This is a genomic window from Candidatus Poriferisodalis sp., from assembly GCF_965205175.1.
Taxonomy (GTDB): Bacteria; Actinomycetota; Acidimicrobiia; order Acidimicrobiales; family Poriferisodalaceae; genus Poriferisodalis.
In genome coordinates, this window is sequence record NZ_OZ242038.1 from 2,586,772 (window position 1) to 2,609,943 (window position 23,172).

Sequence of the window (23,172 nt, forward strand, 5' to 3'; positions counted from 1 at the left end):
AGCGTTCACGGTTCCTGCCGGCATGGCGAGGTGCCGGTCAGGCAGTTCGTCGGCCAGACCGCCAGGCCGTCGCGACGTGTGCCGTCATCGCGGTGACGACCAAGATGCCCATGACGGCCAGCGCGGCGCGGACGTTGATTGCCTCTGCGAGCCCTCCCAAGGGCAAGGCCATGATGGCGAACCCCGCGAACGGCAACTGCACGAGCGACTGCACTCGGCCTTGGTACTCGTTGTCGCTCGCGCGCATCGCGAGCGTCTGACTCAACGACATGAAGCCGGTCGACGCTGCGCCGATACCCAGCGATACCAAGGCCGCAAACCAGAAGCTCGGCATGAGCCCCAGCACCGCCACCGTCGCCCCGAAACCGAATCCGAAGGCGACGAGCAGGCTGGCGGCGTGCGGACCGTCTGCGCGGCTCGCTAGCAGCATCGCGGCGACGACCGCGCCTACCGCGCTGACGCTTGAGATGAGCCCCACATAGGTCACCCCGAGGCCGAACTCGCCTTCGACCAACGCCGGCATGAAGGCGACGTAGTTGAAGCCGAACATCATCACGAACAGCGAGATGAGTATGGTTCGGCGCAACCTCCGGTGCGTCATGGCGTAGCGAATGCCTTGGCGTATCTCCTCCAGCGGATTGCGGCCCACCGCTGAAGCGAATGATCCGCCGCCGGTTGCGCGAGGCAGCGGCAACAGCAACACGAGGCTCAATGCAGCCAGAACCGACGCTACGAAGTACGCCCCCGCGAGACCCACGATCGCCCATCCGGCAAGGAGTCCCGCAACCGACGGTGCGATGACGCGACTGCCGCTCAGCGACAACGACGAGAGGGTGATCGCATTGCCCATCCGATCCCGGCCGACCAAGTCGCTGGTCATCGAGATGCGCGCAGGTCCGATCAGTCCGAACATCAGCCCTTGCAGCGCGCTCGACAGCGCCAGCATCCAGAAGGCAATGACCTCGGTCGCAAGTGCCGTGCCCATGCCGACCGCCGTCAGCAGCAGCACCGTCTGGCCGGCCAGCATCAGCGGTCGCTTGGGCAGCCGGTCGGCTGCTACGCCGCCGAACAGTGTGGCGATCAGCAGCGACACGCCGAAGCTGAACATCACGACGCCCAGCGCGCTCGTGCTCTGAGTGAGCTCCCATGCCAGCCAGCCGCGCAACAAGAACTGCATCTGGACGCTCATGAACGAGAACACGCCGCTCAGCCACAGAGCACGAAAGGCCGGCACTCCCAATGCTGCGAAGGTCGCCGTACGATCCTGGCCAATCCGATGCCGACTCATCCGATCCTGATCAACAGGTGCGTCGGCCGTTTGCTGCCCGCTTTGGAAGTGGTTGCTGTGGTGATGCGGGCCACCGATGTCGGGCGTTGGCACTCGTTCTCGCTTCATCGGGCTGAACCTGGGGCATGCCGAACGCCGACGCTACCGGTGAACGACGCGCGACTTCTGAGTGAAGCCCGGGCCTTCGTCGACCTGCGCCTGCGTCGAATCCGGCGGTAGTTTCGGGCCGCCGGCGGCCGCCACTCGAAACGGCGCCCCGGTCGGCACTCAGCGGTGTCACTCATCGACGTACCCGACCATGTGGAGGACTGCCCCATGCCGCGCCTTGATCTCAGCGGAGTCTCAGCCATCATCACCGGCGGAGCGTCGGGCATCGGCGAGGCCTGCGCTCGCCAGCTTGCCGAAGCCGGCGCTCACGTCGTCATCGCCGACGTGCAAGATGACCTCGGCGCCGGCGTCGCCGCGTCGGTAGGCGGTCTGTTCGTACACTGTGACGTCACCAGCGTCGCCGACGCCTGCGCAGCAGTGGATGCAGCTTCGGAGATGGGACCGCTGCGGGTACTGGTCAACTCAGCAGGACTCGGCCGGGCCGGGCGCACCATCAACCGCAGCAACGTGCCGATGGACCTCGAGCAGTTCCGCTTCGTGATCAACGTCAACCTGATCGGCTCGTTCAACATGCTCGCCCAGGCAGCGTCAGCGATGGCCAAGACCGAACCCGTGGACGCGGACGGCGCCCGCGGCGCGATCGTGAACATGGCCTCGGTGGCCGCATTCGACGGCCAGATCGGCCAAGCTGCCTATTCGGCCTCCAAGGGCGGCGTCGTGGGCATGACCTTGCCCATCGCACGCGACCTGTCCGCCACCGGCATTCGCGTCAACACGATTGCGCCCGGCCTCATCGACACGCCGATCTACGGAGAGGGGGAGCAGTCCGAGCAGTTCAAGGCGCACCTCGGGCGCAGCGTGCTGTTCCCCAAGCGGCTCGGCTACAGCGAAGAACTCGCATTCATGGTCATGGAGTGCATCACCAACCCGTACATGAACGGCGAGGTCATCCGCGTGGACGGGGGCATCCGGCTCCCGCCGCGCTGATCGACCGCGCTGAATCCAGCGCGCTGATCGACACGGCGCGTCGAGCTCGACCGAAGCTCAGGCGACCGCCTCGGCCAGAAACTCGGCGACGGCATCGTTGAACGCCACCGGCAGCTCTTGGTTGGCGAGGTGGCCGGCGCCGGCGATCTCGACGTAGCGTGCTCCGGAGATCCCCGATGCAAGCCGCTGCGACGCCCGCGGCGGCGTGACCTCGTCGAGCTCTCCGACCACCACCAGCGTCGGCACCGTGACGCGCCCGAGTTCGGGGCCGTGGTTCGCTTCAGCCATCGAGCCGCACGCCCACTGGTAGCAGGGCATGCGGATCGACGCAGTCATCATGTCGGCGACATGAGCGCGCAGCTCGTCGGGAGCGCTCGGACTCACGAGGCGTTGCGCCCGCGCAGCTGCGAAGCCTGCCGGACCCAGATTGACGAAGTCGGCGGCGCGCGCCCGCATCGCCTCAGCCCGCTCCGGCGTCGTGCCCGCACCGACACTCGAATCGGCCAGAACGAGCCCAGACACCAGGTCTGGATGGCGTAGCACCAGCCGGGTTGCGATGACACCGCCCCAGGAGACACCCAGCAGCAGCACCGGATCGGCGGACTGGGCCTTCAGCAGTGACGCGGCAGCGTCGGCCCAGCCGTCGATGCCGGGTGCCGCAGCTGGATCTGCCGAACAGCGATAGCCCGGAGCGTCCCAAGCAACGAGCCTCACGCCGAGCCGTTCTGCGAGAGTTCGCTGATCCGAGAACGCATCAGCGCACGAGCCGATGCCGTGCAAGCACGCCAGCACCGGTGCGTCTGCCGCACCGTAGGACCAGAAGAAGATGCCGCTCATCAACATGACCTCATCTGCACCGCTTGCTCAGCACTGCCGATCAGCGGACCGGGCTGCACCCGATCGGCAGCTGATGGCCGACCCGAGCGAACAAGTCTTGCAGCATGCGCAGTGTCAGGCCCCAGACAACCCGGCCGCGGCCGACTTCGATGCCGGGGAACTGCATCTGCGGACGCGGCGGGTAGCGGTAGTCGATGTGACGGCAAGGATCTGCCAGTTCTTCCACCGGCACCCACAGCGCATCGGCGACCTCGTGATTCAGCTGCAGTGACGGCCTGGCGCCCTCAAGCCAACACACGTGCGGAGTGACGCGCAGGCCCGAGTTCGACCAACGCGGACTGCCCTCGAGGTCGTCGAGTCGGCCGAGTCGGCGGACCCCGGCGTGCGCCGCGATGTCGAATCCGATCTCCTCGCGGCTCTCGCGCACTGCGGTGTCGAACGTGTCGTCGTCGCTCGGTTCGGTGCGTCCGCCGGGAAAGGCCATGTGCCCGGACCACGGATCGCCGACGCGGGTGGACCGTTCGATGAACAGCATCTCCGGCCCGGCGTCGTGTGCTCGCAGGACGCACGCAACTGCCGCGGTAGGACCCTGATGCGGGGCGTCAAGCGTGTGGTTCAGCACCTCGGCCAACGGCTGCGCCGCGAAGGCCTCTGCCAAGCCACCTCGTCGCGTCGCGCTGCCGAACACGCTGCCATAGCGTAGATCGCCGCTGCTACGGTCGTTGCGGTGAACCCGGTCGGCACCGCTGCGTCCGATGCTGCGTCGGAGATCAGTCACGACCAGGTCCCCGCCGACCCTCCAGCAGCCGGCGGCGAGACAGGCACGAACGAGACAGGCATGGACGCTGCGGCATTCGCGGCGTTGCTGGGCGAGATCGCCGAGTTCCGGGACACGATCGTGGCGCCCGGCGTCGCCCGCTGGGAAGACGACAAGCGCATGGCACCCGAAGCACTGCGGGCTGCCTCGACGCTCGGGCTGCTGTCGCTGGAGGTGCCGGCCGAGCTGGGCGGCTTGGCACTGACGTTCGCCCAGAAGTGCCGCGTCGTCGAGGTGCTGAGCGCGGTCTCCATGCCGTTCGCGTTCAGCTTGGTGAACACGGCGAACATCGCTGCCCGCGTGGCCCGCCTCGGTACCGCAGCCCACCGTGAGCGCTACCTCTCGGATCTCATGGCCGGACGTCGTTTCGGGTCTACAGCGCTGACCGAGCCGGGTGCGGGCAGCGACTTCGCCAACATCGCCACCACTGCAACACGAGTCGACGGCGGCTGGCGCCTCGACGGGGCCAAAGCCTGGATCACCAACGCAGCGCTCTCCGACATCGTCATCTGCTACGCGCAGACCGAGCCCGACGCCCGCAGCCGCGGCATCGCTGCATTCCTCGTCGACGGGACGCGGCCCGGCTTCGAGCGGCTGGCGCCCTACGCGTTGGCGGGCGGCCACCTGATCGGCACCGGCGGCTTCCGGCTGGACGGTTACGTCGCCGAGCACGATGATCTCATCGGTGCCCCTGGGGACGCCTTCGTCGCGGCCATGTCCAGCGTGAACGGCGCTCGCACCTACGTCGCTGCCATGTGCTGCGCGATGACCCAAGCAACGCTGGCGGGCGCCGTGCGCTACGGCACAGTGCGCAAAGCGTTCGGCGCGCCGCTCATCGGGCACCAAGGCCTCGCCTGGAAGCTGGCTGGCGTCCAGAATCGCCTCGAAGCTGCGCGGCTGCTGACCGATCGCGCCATTGAGGCAGTCAGCGAATCGCTGCGTGCCGGCGATGCCTCCGGCGCGATCCTGCCCGCAGCCCACGCCAAGAAGTTCGCTGCCGAGACGGCCGAAGCGGACATCGCTGCTTGCATTCAGGCCATGGGTGCCGAAGGGCTGCGCAGCTCGTACCCGTGGGGTCATCACCTCGTCGCCGCACGCATCGCGAACTACGTGGACGGCAGCTCGGAGATCCAGACCGACCGCATCGCGCGCTCGCTGCGCGAGCTGTACGCCGGAGGTTCCCACAGCTCATGATCGAACCGATGCCGACATCGAAGTCGCACGCGTTGTACCGACGGGCACAGGCAGTCATTCCCAAGGGCGTCTACGGTCACTACGGACCCGCCATCATCGACGACGGACCGGTCTTCTTCTCCTCCGCCGAGGGTGCCCGTTTCACCGATCTGGACGGCAACACCTACATCGACTGGATGTGCGCGTACGGGCCGAACATTCTGGGCTACGGCCACCCCCGCGTCGAGGAAGCCGCCGCCAAACAGGCGGCCGACGGCACCACGGTGAGCCTCGCGGCGCCGGTGCTGGTGGATCTGGCCGAAGAACTCGTCGACTTGGTGGCCGGCGCAGATTGGGCCTTGTTCGCCAAGAACGGCGCCGACGCAACGGGACTGGCCGTGATGGTCGCCCGCGCCGCGACCGGACGCAGGCGCATCTTGAAGATCGAGGGCGGCTACCACGGATCGGCGCCGTGGATGCAGGCGCCCGGCAGCACGGGCACCGTCGACGAGGACCACGACTTGGTCATCGAGGTGCCGTGGAACGACGCCGATGCGGTGAGGGCAGCCATCGCTGCCCATCCGGGCGACATCGCTTGCTTCATCTCCTCGCCGTACCACCATCCGGTGTTCGCCGACAACGAGCAGCCGGCCGACGGCTACTGGAGCGCAGTGGAGACAGCGTGCCGGGCCGCGGGCGTCGTGGTGATCCTCGACGACGTCCGGAGCGGATTTCGCATCGACTTGTCCGGTTCGCACGCTGCCTACGGGTTCACCCCGGATCTGTGGTGCTTCGGCAAGGCGCTCGGCAACGGTCACCCGGTTGCAGCGTTAGCCGGCAGCGCCGCGCTGAAAGACGTCGCCGGGGAGACGTTCTTCACCGGCACCCAGTTCTTCAACGCTGCACCCATGGCGGCGGCGCTGGCGACGCTGCGGGAACTGCGCGCCACCGATGCAGCCGCAGTCGCGACCGACACCGGCGGTCGCCTGCGGGACGCGCTGGTGGAGGTTGCGAACGCTCACGGGCACGAGCTGCGGGTGACCGGCGTGGCGGCCATGCCGTATCTGCGCATCACCGGCGAGGGAGGCACTCAAATCGGGGCTCGCTGGGTGGCCGAGTGCGTCCGCCGAGGCGCCTACCTGCTCGGCTACCACAACAACTTCGTGTGTACGGCGCACACCGACGACGACATCACACGCACCTGCGACATCGCGGATGCGGCGTTTGTTGCGCTGGCCTGAGCGTCGCGTGGCGCCGGCGCGTTACTGCTTGGCTCGGAAGGTGTTGCGCATCTGGCCTGCGTCATAGCCGCCGAGCACCTCGCCCTGCGTCGCGTACACATACAGCGCAGTCCTGAAGTAGACGCTCAGCGCACTGATGACCACAATCACCGTGACCACACCCGCGACTCCCACCGCCGTGCCGACCACGACTCCCACGGTGCCTGGCACGATCATGGCGATCAGCGCACCTGCGAGCACAGCGGGGAGGATCAGCACGAACCCGAGCAGACCGAAGCCCGCCTGCGAGATCAGATTCTCGCCCCAGGTCTGCTTCACCAGTGACGCTGACCGCTTGATGCCCGAGACCGCTCGCTCGTCGTCGACGACGATTGCGGGAACCACCAGATAGGTAGCGACAGCCCACGCAGCTTCGGCCACCCACGACAGGAGATGCCCCAGCCATCCGAGTCGCTCACGCAGGAACCGGATCACGATGCCCACGGTCACGGTGATGAGCGCCCAGCCGAACAGGCTGGGCAAGTGGGTCGCCGCCCGGCTCATGGCACTGCGGACGGTGGGGTCGCCGCCGGACATCCTGTCGTAGGCCCCGGCAACGAGCGCTCCCTCGAAGAACACCGCCACCGCAGTCATTGCCACCGCGAACGCGATGCCGATGACCGCCATCGAACCAGTGATGCCGCCTTCCTCGACATCGCCGACGGCGAATCCCACCACGATGGCCGCTGCGGCGAGGACGAGCATCGCCCCCATGCTGAGGACCGGCAGCCACAGCAGTTCCCGGTCCTGCTTCAGCAACGACCACGACGTCTTGGCCAGCCGCCAAGAATTTGCGAATCGGCCCATCGGGATGCTCCGTTCTGTCGAATCTGCTTGCGACCTGCTGGTGTGGCCAGGAGATCCTCGGCGCCCACAGGGGCCCGACGACGCGGCACAGCGTCTGATGCGGCGCGCTGTGCCGAGGGTACTCAGGGCGCAGGCGGCGTCGTGCGGATGACCATGGCGACCGATGCCAACACCGCCGCACCGCCGGCGAACTGCAGCAGCGTGACCGGCTCGCCGTGGATGAGCCACGCCGCTCCGACGGCGACGATGTGCATCGCCAGCACGTACAGCGAGGATCGCGCAACGTCGATGTGACCGTGACACCAAGTCATCAGCACATGGCCGAACACACCTGTCACAAAGGCCACGATCACGATCCACAGCCAATCCGAACCGCCGAATGTTGCGAACTGGCTCGGCGTCACCATCAGCAGCGTCGGCAGGATCGTCGCCACGAACGACCAGAAGTTGATTCCCGTCATCCACTCGATCGGGTCCACCGCGCTGGTCGATCGAGCTATGCGTGTCAGCACGAAGTACACCGTGAACGTCACCACCGACATGGCGGCGAGCAGCAGGCCGAACCCGCCGGCGCGGAAGTCTCCGCCTGCACCCAAGATCACGCCGACTGCGCCCGCCACGCCGATGAGCGTGAAGAGCATCTGGCGAGCGGTGACCCGTTCGCCGAGGATGGGACCGACCAGCGCTAGAAGCATCGCCGGCTGCAACGCCATCATCACCGACATCACCGAGATCGTCACGTGCTGCACGGCCGCGAAGACGAAGACCATGTTGATGCCGAACGACAGTCCCGGGAGTGCCGATTGGCGCCACACCTGCCGCGACAGCCAACGTCCTCGCAGTGCCAGCACTGCCAGCAGGAAGGGCGTGGACATCCCGAAGCGGATGAACGCGCTCACCATCGGCGGCGCGGTCAGCAGCTTGGATATGGGCGGTCCGAGCCCCCACGAGATGACGACGAGGCCCATGACGAACAGCGGCAAGGTGCCGCTGCTGGTCTTCACGCCTGCGCCGCCCGCCGGCGGTTGGACCGTAGGCACTACCTGGAACACCGCACCGACACCGGGGACGCCGGGGGCGCTCTTTGGTGCGCGGCCGTTCGCCGAGGCCAGCTGATCTGCGATCCTCACTCAGGCGAGGCTAGAACGCCTCGGCCCAACGAGCCTGCGAACACCACGAGAACGCTTTCGGCGCCGAGCTCGATGCTCCCCATCGTCAGCGACTTGGGCCGGTTCGGGCCGCCGCGGGCCAATACGCTGCACGCTGCGAGACACAGTCCGCAAGCGGGAACGAGGGGTCGGGAATGGACAACGACACCAGCACAGCAGCCAGTGCTGCGGAACCGGGCCGGCCCAGCTTCACAGCGCCGCAGTGGTCGGCGGACTTGACCGGGCAGACCGCACTCGTCACCGGCACGACGTCCGGGTTGGGGCGACGGTTCGCAACGGTGCTCGCATTGTGCGGTGCCAGCGTGGCCATCAGCGGACGGCGCGTCGAACGGCTGCAAGAGCTGGCCGACGAACTGGAGGCCGCCGGCGCCACCGTGCTGCCGATCCCGCTGGACGTGACCGACACCGAGGCGCTGTTCGGCGCTGTGGCCACTGCCGAAGCACAGCTGGGGACCGTGCGGATCTTGGTGAACAACGCCGGCAAGCCCGATGCTCGCTTGGCGCTCAAGATGGACCCGGCGTTCGTGGACGAGATGATCGCCACCAACCTCACCTCGGTGTTCCACCTGTCGTGCGAGGTCGCTCGACGGCTGATCGCTGCCGATCTGCCTGGGCGCATCGTCAATATCGCCTCAGGTGCCGCCTTCAGGGCGCCGCCGGGCACCTCGATGTACGCAATCACCAAGAGCGCCGTGGTGCGCATGACCGAAGTGCTGGCCCAAGAGTTCGCCCGCTACCACGTGAATGTCAACGCGATTGCGCCGGGAGCGTTCGAGAGCGAGATGATGGACGGCATGCTGGAACGCATGGGCGATATCACCAAGATGTTCCCCCGTCGACGGCTGGGCAAGCCCTCGCAGCTCGACTCGACGCTGCTGTATCTGGTCTCGCCGCTGTCGGAGGTCGTCTCCGGTGCCTGCATCACCGTTGACGACGCCCAAGGTGCCGGTTGAGCTCGTGCAGGCACCGCTGGGCGTCTCGCGCCCACCCGGCCGTGCCGTGAGCGCCCCGAATGCGCACGCGGCGGGTACCGCAGTTGCCGGCACGGGAATCGCCGACGTCGATGCCGCCGCGCAGCACTGGCGCGAGCACGGCTGGGTGCTCGTGGAGGGACTGGTACCGACCGCCGACATCGACTTCGCTGTCGAGGAACTCTGGGATCTCTACCCTCACCCTGACGAGTTTCATCGTGGAGATGCTGCTCATCGTGACCGATTCCGCAGTCGCAGCTACGACCAAGGGCACAAGCTGCCCGCTGCCGACACTGAAGGTGCCGCCTTTCGAGCCGACCAATTCCTGGGGCACATCTTGTTCCCCTACGAGTCGCCTCGCTTGAACAGGCTGCAGGTACACCCCGGCATCAGCGAGTTCGCCCGGCTGGCGATGGGCATGGACGACATTCGCATCTATCAGGCTCGCATCTGGGGCAAGTACACCGGCGTGACCAACTATGAGCAGCCGTTCCACCAAGACCGCAACCACAACGTCGTACCTGACCGTCTGGCGCCCGGATGGTGGAATCTAGAGGGATTCTTGTACTTGAGCGATGTCGAAGCGGATGTTGCTCCGACGGAGCTGGCGGGAGGCCCGGCGGACGCGTCGCGCCCCTACGACGGCCCGCCTGGAGGCGATCGGATGTCCGCCGCCGGCGTCCGCGGGAGCTTTCTCGCGTACCGGCCCGACGTGTGGCACCGAGGCGTCGACCTGACGCGTCCCGGCGGCAGCAGATTCTTGATGAGCGCGTCATTCAAGCCCGCCGGCGCCGACTGGATCGGCTACGACTGCGTGCAGCCGGTGACCGTGGGACGGTCGTGGATCAACTTCGCGGCCACCTGCTCACCCGCGGAGCTGGCGCTGTTCGGCGCGCCGCTGCCCGGCCACCCCTACTGGACGAGCGAACTGGTGGAGGCACTCGAGCGCCGCTACCCCGGCATCGACGTAACCCCGTGGCGCGACGCCTTGGCCTAGATGTGCTGTAGCGGGAGGGTGTTGACAGGTAGCTGATGGGTCGAGCGCCCGGCACGAGCGTGGTGTCGGTTCTGGACATCACGACGACAAGAGACTCGATGCGGCACGCCCATGCTCTGTTGAGGCCTGCGGGGCGGCTGCGGCTGGTGCAGCGGATTGAGGCTGACTGGACCCAAGCGGAAGCAACGCGGCAGATGGGCGTGCCGCGATCCACGGCGAACACGTGGTGGCAGCGTTATGTGCGCAGTCTGCGGCAACCGGGCCGCGAGTCGGGCTCAGGAGCTGCGGGCTGTTGTCGATGTCGATGCAGTGGACGCCGCTCGCGTCTACGTGTCGTCGGTCGAGGCGCCGCGGGCTGCTGTGGGCGCGGGTGCGCTGAGGGCCGCTCGCGTGTCGGGCTGCTGGGTGGGGGTTAGGGGCTGCGGGCTGTTGCCGGTGCCGGTGTGGTGGGGGCTGCTCGCGTTTCGGTGTCGTGGATGGGGGTGCTGCGGGCTGTGGCGGCTGCCGGTGTGGTGGGTGTCGCTGGTTGGTTGTTGGGGGGTGGGTGGGTGTTGTGGGGTGTGGGTGTGTCGGTTGCGGGTGAGCACGGTGCCGGTGTGGTGGGGCTGCTGGGGGTTGTGGCCGGTGCTCGTGGTTTGGCCTGCTGCTGCTGGCTGTGTTGTGGCTGGTGGGGTGCGGGTGGGTCGGGTCGGGGTTTGTTGTTGGGTGCGGTGGTGATGGTGCGGTGGCGGGTGTGGAGGTTGTGGTGGCAGGGTTCGCACAGCGACGCGAGGTTGGAGACCTCGGTGAGGCCGCCGTGCTGGTAGTGGGTGATGTGGTGGGGCTGGGTGTGTTCGCTGGCGGCGTCGCAGGCGACGCAGCCGCCGTCGCGTGCGGCGAGCACGAGCCGTTGCGCGTCGTTGGCGTGTCGGGTGCGTCCCAATGCGAGCTGGGTCCAGTCGGCGTTGAACACTGCGGGGAGCACTTTGGCGTGGAGGGCGTGCTCGGCGAGCATGCGTGCTGACAGGGGGGTGCCGTCGTCGAGGCGTGGCCTGCTCAGCCGGTCGTTCACGAGGTCGTAGTCGGCGATGATGATCAGGCTGGTGCCGGCCCGCCGCTTCGGGGGTGTGCCGGCGATCAGGTCCGCGATGGCGTCAGCGGTGAGCTGACCACGAGTCGGCCCCGCACCGGCGTCGCCGCTGCTGTTCGTGCCCTCGGTGTCGGCACCGCTGTCGCTGCTAGCGCTGCCGCCGGCGGAATCGTGGCCGCTGCGGTTGCCGGTGCTGTTGGTGTTGTGGCGGGCAGTGCGGACGGCTGCCTGGAGTGCGATGTTGACGTGTCGCCCGGTGAGGCTGTCCAGTGTGGCGCGCAGGTGCCACATGCCGTCGTCGCCTCGGCGCATGGAGCCGCTGCGCTGAGTCCGCTGCAACGCGAGCTGCGCGTCCAGCGGGCTGAGTCCTGCGGCTGCGGCCTCAGCGGCGAGGTCTGCTTCGACTTGCCGGCTCTGGTATGCGAAAGGGTGGCGGGCGATGAGATCGGACGGATAGGTGCGGCACAGTTCCAGGAAGTCGGATTCGCTGCGCCGATGCGGCTTGGGGGCTTCGCGTGCGATCACCCTCGCATGCGACACGCCGATGTCGCCGGTTTGCATCGCGTCGAGCGTTTCGGTGAACCCGTGTGCGACCAGGCGTTCACCGAGGTGCGCTTCTGATCGGGCTTGAGTGCAGTTCAGCCGTGTCCGGTCGCGCAAGATGTGAGCAGCGCACTGCGCTCCGCTGCGCGCTGCCAGCTCGCCCACCGCCGCCAGATACCGGCCTTCTGCACGGGCACGCTCCGCGGCCAATGTGATCACCAGCTCTTTCAGCTCGCTGTGGCCCAGCGTCCCCAGATCGACATCGCACCCGAACACAGCACCGGAGCCGGAACCGTCAGCAGCATCGGTGCCGGCCGACGCGACGCTGGGCGGCCGCCGGCCGCGCAGCACCGGCGCCACGCCGGGTGCCATGGAGCCGTCAGCGGTCTGCCGCAACGACCCGACACACCCACCAGACACACCCGAGCCGGCAACAGCCGATGCTCCCTGCGCTCCCTGGAACGACCCGACACACCCATCCTGCACGCCCGAACCCGACCGCGCATCGGCTGTCAAGCCGGACACCGACCCCAGAAGCGAATTCGTTGGCGAGCCGAACGGCGAATCCGGACGCGAACGCAGTTGCGCGCCCGACGACACGCTGTGACCGCCGCCGAGCGACCTGGCCGCCTCGGTGCGGTGATCTGAGCGACCGAACGGGCCGCCAGTCCACACCTGCGCCTCCGTGGGCCACCCCGAAACAGCCGCAGCGGCCCACACCGACGCTGCGCTGCCCGCCGCGTCTCCGCCCGAGCCGTGCAGTCCGCCGTCGCAGCCATCGCCGCCGGACGGGTCGCCGCCCACAGCAGCGAGCTCACGGACCACATCGCCGAACATCAGTTCAGTATACAGTCATCTGGCACAGATAGCAAACATTTGCGCGCACAAATTCCGGCAAACTGCCGGCAGCCCGAACGACGCCTCGTGTCGAATCGCGCTGGGTCGAGTCGCCTCGTGTTGAGCCGCGCTGGGTCGAACCGGCATGCGCATCGGTCCGCATAGTCGGTCAGCTCAGGCAGGTACCGCCGAGATCGAGCGCGAGCTGTCGCGCTGACAAACGGGCACGACATCGAAGAGCGCTACGGCCGCGAAGAGCAGCCCGCGCGCGGCGAAGATGCCCGCGGCGGCGCACTCCCGCAGCCTTCCATGCCTTGTGAACTCGCGCGCCGCTTCTCCAACGGACAGCAGAAGCCTCGCAACTGACCAAGCACGGAAATTCGGCGAGGAGAAACACCCCTCTCTCAGCGTCACGCCGGCAGTCGCCTGAACCTTGGCCACCCGAAACACTACTGACGCAGCTCTGCGACTCGCTCGAATCGGCGGGCGCGGCAGGACTACACCTGAGTTCGGGCACGAGCCGGCAGGCGCCGATTCAGGGTTCGGCCAGCCAAGCGGTGACGGCCGCGGGGTCGATGTCTTCGTCGGCCAGCAGGCTCAAGGTGCGCTCGGCGAGTGCCAGGTCGTCCTCAATGGAGCGCTTGTCGGAGTTGTAGACGCAGAACTGCCAGCTGCACAGATTCTGCGCTGTTGGGCGGGCTGGGTTCCTAGATCTCCGCCACCGTGCAGCGCGAGCAGGTGTGCCGCCCGGCGGCCAGATCAGTGGGTGTAATGCATCCCGGTCCAACCTCTTGAGTAAGCATTCTTGCAGTCGCCGGAAGCGGATACGTGGAAGTAATACTGGGTTCCGGTCTGCAAGGTAATCTTCGGCGTCCACGACGTACCTGTGGGATACTCTGTCACTAATGCAGTCCCAAATTGGGTGGCTTTGAGCTGGACGGCATAGCCTGTTGTCGGGCACTCACCGTCTTTTCCGTTCCCGCCGCTGGACCACGTGAACGTCACCGAGCCATTGCTCTTCTGAGCAGTCAGACTCGTCGGATCGCTCGGCGGTCCATCAGGCTGCGCTTCCGTGGTCGTGGTCGTCGCCGTCGGATCAGCCACCGGGAACTGGTTGGTCGTCTTCAGACTCTTGCCGCACGCGCCGTACGCGATCACTTGGGCCACGTACTCATGCCCTAGGACGATGTTGGGCACTTCCCAAGTCCTCGTCGCGTCCGTGACATTTCTCCTCACTTGAGTGAAGGTGCCGCCAAAGGCATACACAGTGACGTAGTACCTCGTGATCTCGCAGTCGGGGATAACAGCGTCGGTCCACGACACCGTCATCGTGGTGCCGGCCATCGTGGCTGTCACCACAGACTTCGTCTCCACCGCCGGTTTCGCCGTGGTCGTCGTGGTCGTCGTGCTGGACTGGGGCGGCGTGCTGGTGGTGCTGGTGGTGGTCGTCGTGCTGGACTGGGGCGGCGTGCTGGTGGTGCTGGTGGAGGGGGTGCCGCCTTGTGCGTCTTCGGCGTCGTCGTTGCGGATGGTGCCGGTCACCGCTATCGACGTGTCCCCGCCCTTGAACACCGCGCCGGTCAGGTTCTTCAAACGCAGCGTGAACGTCTCGTCCGGCTCGTCCACGTCGTCGCCGATCACCTTCACCTTCACCTGCTTGGTCAGCTCCACAGAGTTCGCCACGAACGTCACCGTCTGCTCGGTCGCCACGAAATCACGACCCGCGCCCCTGCTCCCCTTCGCGGTGCCCGGATACCACTTCGCGTTCGACCTCTGCGACTTCGCCACCGCCTCCATCGTGATCGGCTCCGTGTTCGTGCCCGCCAGCGTGACCTGGAAGACCATGTCTTTCTTGCCCGAACTGCCCTCAAGCATGCTCACCGGCTGCACCGACACCACCGGGTCGCCCTCGCCGGGCCCATCGTCGTCGTCAGTGATCGTGCCCGTCACCCTCAACCTCGCCACACCGCCCGTGAACTGCACACGTGCATCGTCCGAAACCAGCCCGTACAGCTCGAACCCGAACGTCTCGTCCGGCTCGTGCAGCGTGTCCCCGATCACCCCCACCGTCACACGCTGAGTCAACGCGTCCCCCGACGCGCCCGACGCGAACCGCACCGCACGAGAATGGAAACCAAAAAAATCGCGGCCTGCAGCCGTCGCGCCGCCACGCGCCGTGCCGCCCAACCGCGCCGCCCGCGCCCGCAACGACACATCAGCAGACGGCGAACCCGACAACACCACCGAAAACACCATGCTCGTCCTGCCGCTGTCACCCTCAGCCACGCTCACCGGCGCCACCGACACCGACAACGGCGCCTGCGCCGACCCCGCCGGCGCCAGCACCGCCACCAACGACCCCGCCAACGCCACAGCCGCCACAGCGGCAGCCAAACGACGGGCAGACAACCGCTGGCCCGCACCACGAACCGAAACACCCTGAACAGACATCAGCCACGACCCCCCCCCCCGCGAGAATTGCGGAAGAGAATCGACAACAACAACGCCCACAATCTACCACCCCCACCCCCCGCCCGACAACACCACACAACCCAACAGCCGGGCAACCGCACGAGGCCACCACACCCAACACACCCCACCACCGCCACCAACAGCAGCATCGCCACCGCACAAACACGAAGAACCGAGCACACAAGCCCCCACCCCAGCCGGCACCGCCGGACATGCCAGGGACAAAGCCGGGCAACCGCGCCCAGACGCGAAGTAGCTTCGGAGGGCGTGAGCTTCTTCGGGCCGGATCACTTCGAGACCATCGCTGAGGGCTTGTTCTTCCCCGAAGGACCGGTGGTGCTGCCCGACGGCTCGGTGGCGGTGGTGGAGATCGGGCGGGGCACGATCACCCGGATCGACGTTTCCGACGGCCGCAAGGATGTCGTCGCAACGCCGGGAGGCGGTCCGAACGGCGCAGCGCTGGGGCCCGACGGCGCCCTCTACGTCTGCAACAACGGCGGATTCGAGTGGATCACCGTCCGCGGGCGAACCGTGCCCGGCGAGGTGGCTTCCGACTACACCACGGGTCGGATCGAGCGCATCGATCTCCACACCGGCGAGGTGGACATCATTTACGCCGATGTGAACGGCGTGCCGCTGAAGGGCCCGAACGACCTCGTGTTCGACTCAGCCGGGGGCTTCTGGTTCACCGATCACGGCAAGACCCGCGCCCGCGACCGGGACCGTGGCGGCTTGTACTACGCCACCGCCGACGGGTGCCGTATCGAAGAAGTGGCTTTCCCGCTGGACGGACCGAACGGGGTCGGCATCGCGCCCGCCGAAGACCGCGTGTACGTGGCTGAGACCTTCCAAGGCGCCGTCTACGCATTCGATCTCGAAGGCCCCGGCAAGCCGGCCGCCGGTGTCCCGGCACGGGGCTGGTTCGTGGCCCGTCCCGGCGGCCGCAAGTACTTCGACTCCCTCGCGATGGATGCTGACGGCAACGTGAGCGTGGCCACCATCTTCACTGGCGGCATCAGCACCTTCACTCGCGAGGGCGAAGAACTCGAGTTCGCCCCGACCGACGACACCGTCACGACCAACATCTGCTTCGGCGGCCCCGATCTGCGCACGGCGTACGTCACCTTGTCGAGCACCGGGCGGCTCGCGGTGGGCAGCTGGCCGCGCCCCGGACTGAGGCTGGCATTCTGAGGCGCTCGCATTCCGACGCCGTGCCTGCGGACGGCAAACCTGTGAACACTGCCGCAGACGCGACGCTGAGCGAACGACTCGAGCAGACCGAGCGGTGGTTCGTGCGACGCGGCGTGCCGCACGTCATCGACGACTACCGCGCCACCACCGACGTGCTCACCCGTGCCGTGCCGGTGTTGGTGCTGGTGTTCTTGGCGGAGCTGTTCGGCACGTTCGGCGACCGGTTCACTGGCTGGGCCCAGTTCGGCGTGGTAGCCGCGGGAGCAGGGCTCGGCCTAGGCGCGGTGGCCGCCGTCAATCGGCTGCGAGGCCGGCGTCCGCTGCAACTCCCCGACCGCGTGGGGTTGGTGGAGGTGGCGATCTTCGTGTTCCTGCCGCCGCTGCTGCCTGTACTGCTGTCCGCGGCGACCTGGCGGTACGGCGTGGCGCTGGCAGCCGCGAATCTCGTCATCTTGGGCCTCACCTTCGTGACGGTCAGCTTCGGCTTGGTACCGATGGCGAGATGGTCGGCGGCATACGCCTTGCGGCAGATCGCACTCATCGGCCGGCTCGTCGGCCGGCTGCTGCCGCTGCTGCTGCTGTTCAGCGCCTTCTTGTTCATCAACGCCGAACTCTGGCAGGTTGCCCACGCCATGCCGCCGGTGTTCTACGGACTGTGCATCGCCACGCTGACAGCCATCGGGCTGGTATCGCTGGTGTTCCGGATCCCGGCGGAGCTGCGCGGCCTCGCCACGTTCGACGACTGGCCCAGCGTGATGGTTCATCTGCACGCGTCGAGTTCACCGCTGCAAGACGTGGTACAGCCGACGACAGGCACCCCCGCCCGGGTGCCTGCACTTGAACGAGTGGACCTCGCGAACATGGGGCTGCTCATGCTGGTCGCACAGGCCGCCCGCGTGGTGCTGGTCGGTGCCGTGGTGGGCCTGTTCTATGTCGGCTTCGGGCTCATGGCGATCCACTCGGCCACGCTGACGCAATGGCTCGGCACCGAAGAGCTGAACGTGCTCGCGCGGCTGCGGGTGCTGGGGCACGATCTCGAGCTGACGCCCGAACTGCTCGCGGTGTCGGGCTTCATCGCCGCCCTGTCTGCACTGCAGTTCGCCGTGTCGTCGGTGACCGACACCGCATACCGAGAGCACTTCTACGACGATCTCGCTTCAGAGCTGCGCAGCGTCTTGGCCACGCGTGTCCTGTACCTGCATCTCAAGCGGCTTGACCAGCTCGATTGAGCGACGGATACGGCGGCTGTTCGGCACATCGGCACGATCACGTCACCTACTGCGAGGGAGGCCATGACAGCGAAACGGAGCGGCGGATATCCGACCATCAAGGACATCTCGCAGCATGCAGGCGTCTCCAAGTCGCTGGTTTCGCGCGCATTGCGCGGGGAGGGGCACGTCCGCGAGAGCACGCGGCAGCGCATCGTCGAGTCGGCGGTGGAGCTGGGCTACCGAGCTCACGCCGGCGCACGCTCGCTCGCCGGTACAAGCAGCAACACGCTGGGGTTCGTGGTCACCGGGCTCTTCGACGCGTTCTGGGGCGAGGTCATGTTCGCCGTGGACGCCGAGGCCGGCCGGCGCGGCATGCGAACGCTCTACCTCTCGAGTCCGCCGGACGCCGGCGGCGAACGCGAGGTGATCGACCGGATGCTCGAGTATCGAGTGGACGGGCTTGCGCTGGGATTGCTCGGCCGGCGCGACGCGCCAGAGCTCGAGGAGTACGCCGATGTCGTGCCGACGCTGGCACTGATGTACGACTTGCGCTCCGCTCACTACGACACGCTGGTCACCGACGACGAAGCAGCCATGGCCTCAGCAGTGAGCCACTTGGCGGAGCTGGGCCACAGCAGCATCGCCCTCATCGGCGATGCGGACATGCCCAACGTCGCAGCCCGGAGCCGCGGCTACACCGTCGAGATGGAGCGACGAGGGCTGGGCGCGCACATCTGCTGCGAGCCTGCCGGCTTCCTGCAGGCAGATGGGCGCCAAGCCGCAGGCCGGCTGCTGCACCGTCCACGGCGACCGACCGCCATCGCGTGCGTCAACGACGCTCAGGCCCGCGGCGCCGTGCTCGCCGCGACCGACTGCGGCTGGCGCGTGCCCGACGACCTCAGCGTCACCGGGTTCGACGATTCGCTCTATGCCGTGGCCGGGCTGCCCGGACTGACCACGGTGCGGCTGCCCCGTGCCGACATCGGACGCACAGCAGTCAGCATGCTGAGCGATCGGCTGAACGGCCGGGACACCGCGCTCGTTTCCGTGCTGCATGCCGAACTCGTCGTTCGCGATTCCAGCGGCCCCGCCAGATAGGCCCAGCAGCCGAGGCGTTCCTGACGACGCCAAGACGCAAGGGTGAAGCAGAGACAGCTAGAGCGCAGGTTCCGTGATGGCGATCGGGCAACCTTGGCGCGCCGAGCGGGTGGCGGCCAGTGCGATCGCCAAGCACGCGCGGCCGTCCTCGAGCGTCACCGGCGGCGGGCGGCCCGCGAGCACACCGGCGAACGCAGCCCACTCGGCACGGTACGACTCGGCATAGCGCTCAGTGAAGAACCATGGCATCGCAGCAGCCGTCGCGCCTTCTGGCCCGAATCGGATGGCATCGTGGACAGTCGGGTTCTGTGATGTCATCGCACCGGCGGCGCCGAAGGCCTCGACCCGCTGGTCGTAGCCGTAGACCGCCTGTCGGCTGTTGTCGACAATCGTGATCGTGCCGTCGGCGTGCCGCAGCACGGCCGCTGCGGTGTCCCAGTCGCCGAGCTGGCCGATCGCAGCATCGATGCGCACGGCGCCGGCAGCGTAGACCTCGCACACTTCGGCGCCCACAACGAAGCGCGCCATGTCGAAGTCGTGAATCATCATGTCGGCGAAGATGCCGCCGGACGCGGCGAGGTAGTCGTGCGGCGGCGGCTGCGGGTCTCGGCTGGTGATGCGCACGAGGTGCAGGTCCCCGAGCTCGCCGCGGTGGGCGGCCTCGGCCACGGCTCGATGCGACGGGTCGAATCGCCGGTTGAAGCCCAGCTGAACAGCGATGCCGGCCTCGTCGGCAGCCCGCATAGCGCGCTCGGCCTCAGCTAGGTCCAGCGAGACCGGTTTCTCGACGAATGCCGGCAGACCGGATCGTGCGGCTGCCACGATCAGATCGACATGCGTGTCGGTGGGCGAGCAGACCGCCACGGCATCGACGTCGCAGCGGGCCATCAGCGCCGCTGGACTCTCGGCAGCCGGCACGTCCAGCTCGTCTGCCAGCGACGCCGACGCGGCCGGAATGGCATCGCACACCGCTGCAAGGTGGAGTCCGGCGACGCTGCCGATGTGACGTGCGTGCATCCGGCCGATGCGGCCGCAGCCGATGAGCCCGATGCCTGCCGACCGAGTGGGCGCCTCACCGTGCGCCGGCGATGCGCTCACCAGCCTCTGCGCTGCGCGGCCATCGCCTCGGCCATGCCGGAAGCAGCTTCGGCGATCTCGGCTCGGTGGCTGACCTCGGGCACGCCCACCTGCCATGGCGCGCCGCCCTGCGTCCATGCGTCGGGGTGCGTCCCGAGCACGATCACGCAGGTGCGGTCGGCGTTCTTGGCACGCTGCAGTGCCGCTTCCAGCTCTGCGATGGTGGCGACGGACTCCGAGCTGCACCCCAAGGACGCAGCGTGCGCGGCGAAGTCGACGCGCGCCGGCACCTGCGGGGGGCGATCCATCGAGCCTGTCGGCGCCGAGGTCATGGTGTCGGCAAGGAAGTTGTTGAACGACACGCCGCCTTGGGCCAGCTGCAGCCGGTTGATGACCGCGAAGCCGCCGTTGTCGCAGACCACGACGGTGATCGGGTGGCCGCTCAGCACCGAGCTGTACAGGTCAGAGTTCATCATCAGGTACGAACCGTCGCCCACGAGCGCCACGACGTCCCGATCTCCCAGCGCCTGCTTGGCTCCCCATGCGCCGGATATCTCGTATCCCATCGTGGAGTAGCCGTACTCGCAGTCAAAGGAGTGCTCCACGTCGCTGCGCCAGCCGTTCACGGTCTCGCCGGGCAGGCCGCCTGCGGCGGTCACCACGTAGGTCCGCTCGTTGGCCGATCTCGACACGGCGCCCACCACCTGCGCGTACGTCGGCGGGCCTGCCAGCGAACTGTCGGCTTCGGGCGCTGCGATCTTGTCGATGTACGCGTGGTACTGCGCCGTCTCGGTCTCAGCGCGTGCCGACCATTCCTCCGGCGCGATGTAGTCGCCGAGCATGACGCTCAGCTCGGCCAAGCCTTCGCGCGCATCGGCGACCAGCGGGCGACTGCTGTGCTTGGTCGCGTCGAATCGAGCCGTGTTCAGTCCGACGAACGTCGCGGCATGATCGAACAACGTCCATGAGCCGGTGGCGAAGTCGCCCAGCCGCGTGCCGACCGCCACGATCACGTCGGCAGAAGCCGCCAGTGCGTTCGCAGCGGCGCAGCCCGTCACGCCGATCGGCCCGCAGGCGAGCGGATGGCTGGAGGGCATGGCCGTTCGCCCGGCCACAGTCTCGGCGACCGGGATGCGATGACGCTCGGCAACCGTTCGCAGCTCCGCTTCTGCCATCGACCAGCGAACGCCGCCACCGCATACCAGCAGCGGCCGCTTCGCTGCGGTGAGCACCGCTGCGGCGGCCGCCAGCTCGCGTCGGTCAGGACGCGGACGTCGCACGCGATGGACGACGGGCTCGAAGAAGCGCTCGGGGAAGCGGCCCGCGTGGGCTTGGGCGTCCTGCGGCAGCGCGATGAACGCAGGACCGCAGTCGGCTGGGTCCAGCATCGTGGCCATCGCGTTCGGCAGGCTCGCCAGCACCTGTTCGGGGGTCGTGATCCGGTCCCAGTAGCGGACGACGGATCGAAAGGCGTCATTCACCGTGGTCGAGGGCTCGCCGAAGTGCTCCACCTGCTGGAGCACCGGATCGGGCAGGCGGTGGCCGAAGGTGTCTCCTGCCAGCAGCAGCAGCGGCATGCGGTTCGCGTGGGCCGCAGCGGCAGCGGTGATCATGTTGGTGGCGCCTGGACCGATGGAGCTGGTCGCGGCCATGATCCTTCGGCGTCTCATCGCTCGTGCGAACCCGACGCCCGCCAATGCCATGCCCTGTTCGTTCTGTCCGCGCCAAGTCGGCAGCACGTGGCGCCAGCGATGCAGCTCCGGACCCAGGCACGTCACGTTGCCGTGGCCGAAGATCGCGTACACGCCGCCGAACAACGGCACCGATTCGCCGTCGCCGATTGCCGACAGTCGGTCGGATGCATCGGGGTCCAAGTCGTCGAGCGCAATGCGCTGAGCCGCCAAGAAGCGGACGACGGCGCCGGCGGTCGTCAGCTCGATGTCAGCCATCGCTTGCCTCCCTGCAGCGGGATCTCGCTGCGTCCGCAGCGGGTCCGGCCCGCCGGCCGGTGACGCCGGCGGGATCGCGAGGCGCAAGCTCGTCGACGTTGCTCGAGGTGAGCGGGATCACCTCCGCCCAGGCACCGCTCGCCCAGCTCCGCAACAGCGCTGCCTGCACGCTGACGTAGGCCACAGCCTCGGCGAATCCGGCGTCGTGCGAGCGCCCCTCGCTCACCGCAGCGAGGTACTGATGATCCTCGAGCGCGATGAGGTCCTCGAACCCTATGGCATTGGCATCGCCGGGAACGAAGGCACGCTGGCCGGGGTGCCGCTCGCCGGCGCGCACCGTCATGTAGCCCCGCTCGGCCGCGCTCGAGTCCTTCGGTGCCAAGTACAGCTGCAGTTCGTTCATCGTCTCCAGATTCCAGCTCGCCGCGCCGTCGGTGCCGTAGATGTCGAAGGCCATCTGGCTCTCGGGGCCGGTTATCGTCCGACTGGCCTCGAAGGTGCCCCGCGAGCCGTTAGCGAACACGGCGAGCGCTGCGAAGTAGTCCTCGTTGGTGACCGGGCCCGTCGGATCGTCCGGCCGGCCTCGGGCGTAGTGGCTGGCGCCGGGCTGAGCGACCGGACGCTCGCTGACGAAGGTGGCACCGCTGCCGATCACCTCGGTGATCGGGCCGTTGAGCATCATCGCCAAGTCGACCGCGTGAGAGAGAATGTCGCTCGTCACGCCGTGGCCCGCCTGGTCCAGCTCGAAGCGCCACGACAGCAGGCCCAGCGGATCGGCGCCGAACATGGAGAAGAACCGCCCTCGGTAGTTGGTGATCGGCCCGAGATCGCCGCGGTCGATGAGCGCCTTCGCGTGGCGCACGAGCGGTGCGTAGCGGTAGTTGTATCCGACGCCGGTGATGCTGCCCGCCGCTTCGGCTGCCTCGAAGCAGCGAACGGTCTGCGCCGGCGTACCGCCCACCGGCTTCTCGCAGAACACATGCTTGCCGGCTGCGGCCGCTGCGGTGACGATCTGTTCGTGCACCATGTTGGGTGTCGTGACATACACCACGTCGACATCCCGACGGTCCACGGCCGCTCGCCAGTCGTCAGTCACCTCGCTGAAGCCGAAGCCCGAGCCGGCCGACGCTCGGCGCTCCGCGACCGTGTCGGCACAGACGACGAGCTCGGATGCATAGGACCGGTCGTCGAACAGGCTGGGGATGCGCATCACCGAGCGCGCGTGCGCCTGGCCCATCCAGCCGAATCCGACAACCGCGATGCCGAGTCGCCGTGGGATCACCGCAGTGGG

General features: G+C 67.7%; 18 protein-coding genes. 8 read left to right on the forward strand and 10 right to left on the reverse strand.

From position 1 onward, the window contains the following. Positions 1–37: 37 nt before the first annotated feature. Entirely contained in the window at positions 38–1,288 is a 1,251-nt protein-coding gene (locus tag ACOGI4_RS11110; protein ID WP_419841733.1) for an MFS transporter, read from the reverse strand. Positions 1,289–1,603: 315 nt separating this feature from the next. Here ACOGI4_RS11110 and ACOGI4_RS11115 point away from each other — a divergent pair, with 315 nt between their 5' ends. After that, positions 1,604–2,383 (forward strand): SDR family NAD(P)-dependent oxidoreductase, encoded by a 780-nt coding sequence (locus ACOGI4_RS11115; protein WP_419843136.1) that lies wholly within the window; start codon positions 1,604–1,606, stop codon positions 2,381–2,383. A gap of 57 nt (positions 2,384–2,440) precedes the next feature. Here the strand turns inward: ACOGI4_RS11115 and ACOGI4_RS11120 are convergent, their stop codons facing one another. Beyond that, a complete protein-coding gene (locus tag ACOGI4_RS11120; RefSeq protein WP_419841734.1) occupies positions 2,441–3,220 on the reverse strand; it encodes an alpha/beta fold hydrolase in 780 nt (259 codons plus the stop codon). Between the two features lie 40 nt (positions 3,221–3,260). Then, a complete protein-coding gene (locus ACOGI4_RS11125; RefSeq protein ID WP_419841735.1) occupies positions 3,261–3,908 on the reverse strand; it encodes an NUDIX hydrolase in 648 nt (215 codons plus the stop codon). A gap of 39 nt (positions 3,909–3,947) precedes the next feature. Here ACOGI4_RS11125 and ACOGI4_RS11130 point away from each other — a divergent pair, with 39 nt between their 5' ends. Further along, positions 3,948–5,231 carry an acyl-CoA dehydrogenase family protein gene (locus tag ACOGI4_RS11130; protein ID WP_419841736.1) on the forward strand — a complete coding sequence of 428 codons (1,284 nt, stop codon included), beginning with the start codon at positions 3,948–3,950 and terminating at the stop codon, positions 5,229–5,231. Between the two features lie 8 nt (positions 5,232–5,239). Then, positions 5,240–6,451, forward strand: coding sequence for an aminotransferase class III-fold pyridoxal phosphate-dependent enzyme (locus tag ACOGI4_RS11135; protein ID WP_419841737.1), 1,212 nt, complete (start codon positions 5,240–5,242; stop codon positions 6,449–6,451). Positions 6,452–6,472: 21 nt separating this feature from the next. Here ACOGI4_RS11135 and ACOGI4_RS11140 read toward each other — a convergent pair whose 3' ends face one another. Beyond that, the gene (locus tag ACOGI4_RS11140; protein WP_419841738.1) at positions 6,473–7,297 is read right to left on the reverse strand and encodes a DUF6159 family protein; all 825 of its coding nucleotides are present in this window, start codon (positions 7,295–7,297) and stop codon (positions 6,473–6,475) included. 122 nt (positions 7,298–7,419) lie between these two features. After that, positions 7,420–8,427: a DMT family transporter gene (locus tag ACOGI4_RS11145; RefSeq protein ID WP_419841739.1), complete on the reverse strand. Its 1,008-nt coding sequence runs from the start codon at positions 8,425–8,427 to the stop codon at positions 7,420–7,422. 173 nt (positions 8,428–8,600) lie between these two features. Between ACOGI4_RS11145 and ACOGI4_RS11150 the strand changes: the two genes are divergently transcribed. Both ACOGI4_RS11150 and ACOGI4_RS11155 read left to right on the forward strand, forming a co-directional pair. Further along, positions 8,601–9,419: an SDR family NAD(P)-dependent oxidoreductase gene (locus ACOGI4_RS11150; RefSeq protein ID WP_419841740.1), complete on the forward strand. Its 819-nt coding sequence runs from the start codon at positions 8,601–8,603 to the stop codon at positions 9,417–9,419. Then, the gene (locus ACOGI4_RS11155) at positions 9,379–10,434 is read left to right on the forward strand and encodes a hypothetical protein (protein WP_419841741.1); all 1,056 of its coding nucleotides are present in this window, start codon (positions 9,379–9,381) and stop codon (positions 10,432–10,434) included. Before ACOGI4_RS11150 ends, ACOGI4_RS11155 begins: the two co-directional genes overlap by 41 nt. Before the next feature lie 412 nt (positions 10,435–10,846). Here the strand turns inward: ACOGI4_RS11155 and ACOGI4_RS11160 are convergent, their stop codons facing one another. Both ACOGI4_RS11160 and ACOGI4_RS11165 read right to left on the reverse strand, forming a co-directional pair. Next, the gene (locus tag ACOGI4_RS11160; protein WP_419841742.1) at positions 10,847–12,883 is read right to left on the reverse strand and encodes an HNH endonuclease signature motif containing protein; all 2,037 of its coding nucleotides are present in this window, start codon (positions 12,881–12,883) and stop codon (positions 10,847–10,849) included. 759 nt (positions 12,884–13,642) lie between these two features. Beyond that, complete coding sequence (locus ACOGI4_RS11165; protein WP_419841743.1) at positions 13,643–15,265, reverse strand: Calx-beta domain-containing protein; 1,623 nt, start codon at positions 15,263–15,265, stop codon at positions 13,643–13,645. 357 nt (positions 15,266–15,622) lie between these two features. Between ACOGI4_RS11165 and ACOGI4_RS11170 the strand changes: the two genes are divergently transcribed. The 3 genes from ACOGI4_RS11170 (at position 15,623) to ACOGI4_RS11180 (ending at position 18,855) form a co-directional block, all read left to right on the forward strand. Then, positions 15,623–16,546 carry an SMP-30/gluconolactonase/LRE family protein gene (locus tag ACOGI4_RS11170; RefSeq protein ID WP_419841744.1) on the forward strand — a complete coding sequence of 308 codons (924 nt, stop codon included), beginning with the start codon at positions 15,623–15,625 and terminating at the stop codon, positions 16,544–16,546. 20 nt (positions 16,547–16,566) lie between these two features. Next, positions 16,567–17,775: a hypothetical protein gene (locus ACOGI4_RS11175; RefSeq protein ID WP_419841745.1), complete on the forward strand. Its 1,209-nt coding sequence runs from the start codon at positions 16,567–16,569 to the stop codon at positions 17,773–17,775. A 63-nt stretch (positions 17,776–17,838) separates the two neighbouring features. Next, positions 17,839–18,855, forward strand: a complete 1,017-nt coding sequence (locus ACOGI4_RS11180; RefSeq protein WP_419841746.1) for a LacI family DNA-binding transcriptional regulator — start codon at positions 17,839–17,841, stop codon at positions 18,853–18,855. A gap of 57 nt (positions 18,856–18,912) precedes the next feature. Here ACOGI4_RS11180 and iolG read toward each other — a convergent pair whose 3' ends face one another. From iolG to ACOGI4_RS11195, 3 genes are read right to left on the reverse strand one after another with little or no spacing between them, the layout of a single operon-like run. Then, positions 18,913–19,953: an inositol 2-dehydrogenase gene (gene iolG / locus ACOGI4_RS11185; RefSeq protein ID WP_419841747.1), complete on the reverse strand. Its 1,041-nt coding sequence runs from the start codon at positions 19,951–19,953 to the stop codon at positions 18,913–18,915. Then, the gene (gene iolD / locus ACOGI4_RS11190; protein WP_419841748.1) at positions 19,950–21,881 is read right to left on the reverse strand and encodes a 3D-(3,5/4)-trihydroxycyclohexane-1,2-dione acylhydrolase (decyclizing); all 1,932 of its coding nucleotides are present in this window, start codon (positions 21,879–21,881) and stop codon (positions 19,950–19,952) included. Before iolD ends, iolG begins: the two co-directional genes overlap by 4 nt. After that, positions 21,874–23,163 (reverse strand): Gfo/Idh/MocA family protein, encoded by a 1,290-nt coding sequence (locus tag ACOGI4_RS11195; protein WP_419841749.1) that lies wholly within the window; start codon positions 23,161–23,163, stop codon positions 21,874–21,876. Before ACOGI4_RS11195 ends, iolD begins: the two co-directional genes overlap by 8 nt. Positions 23,164–23,172 lie beyond the last annotated feature (9 nt).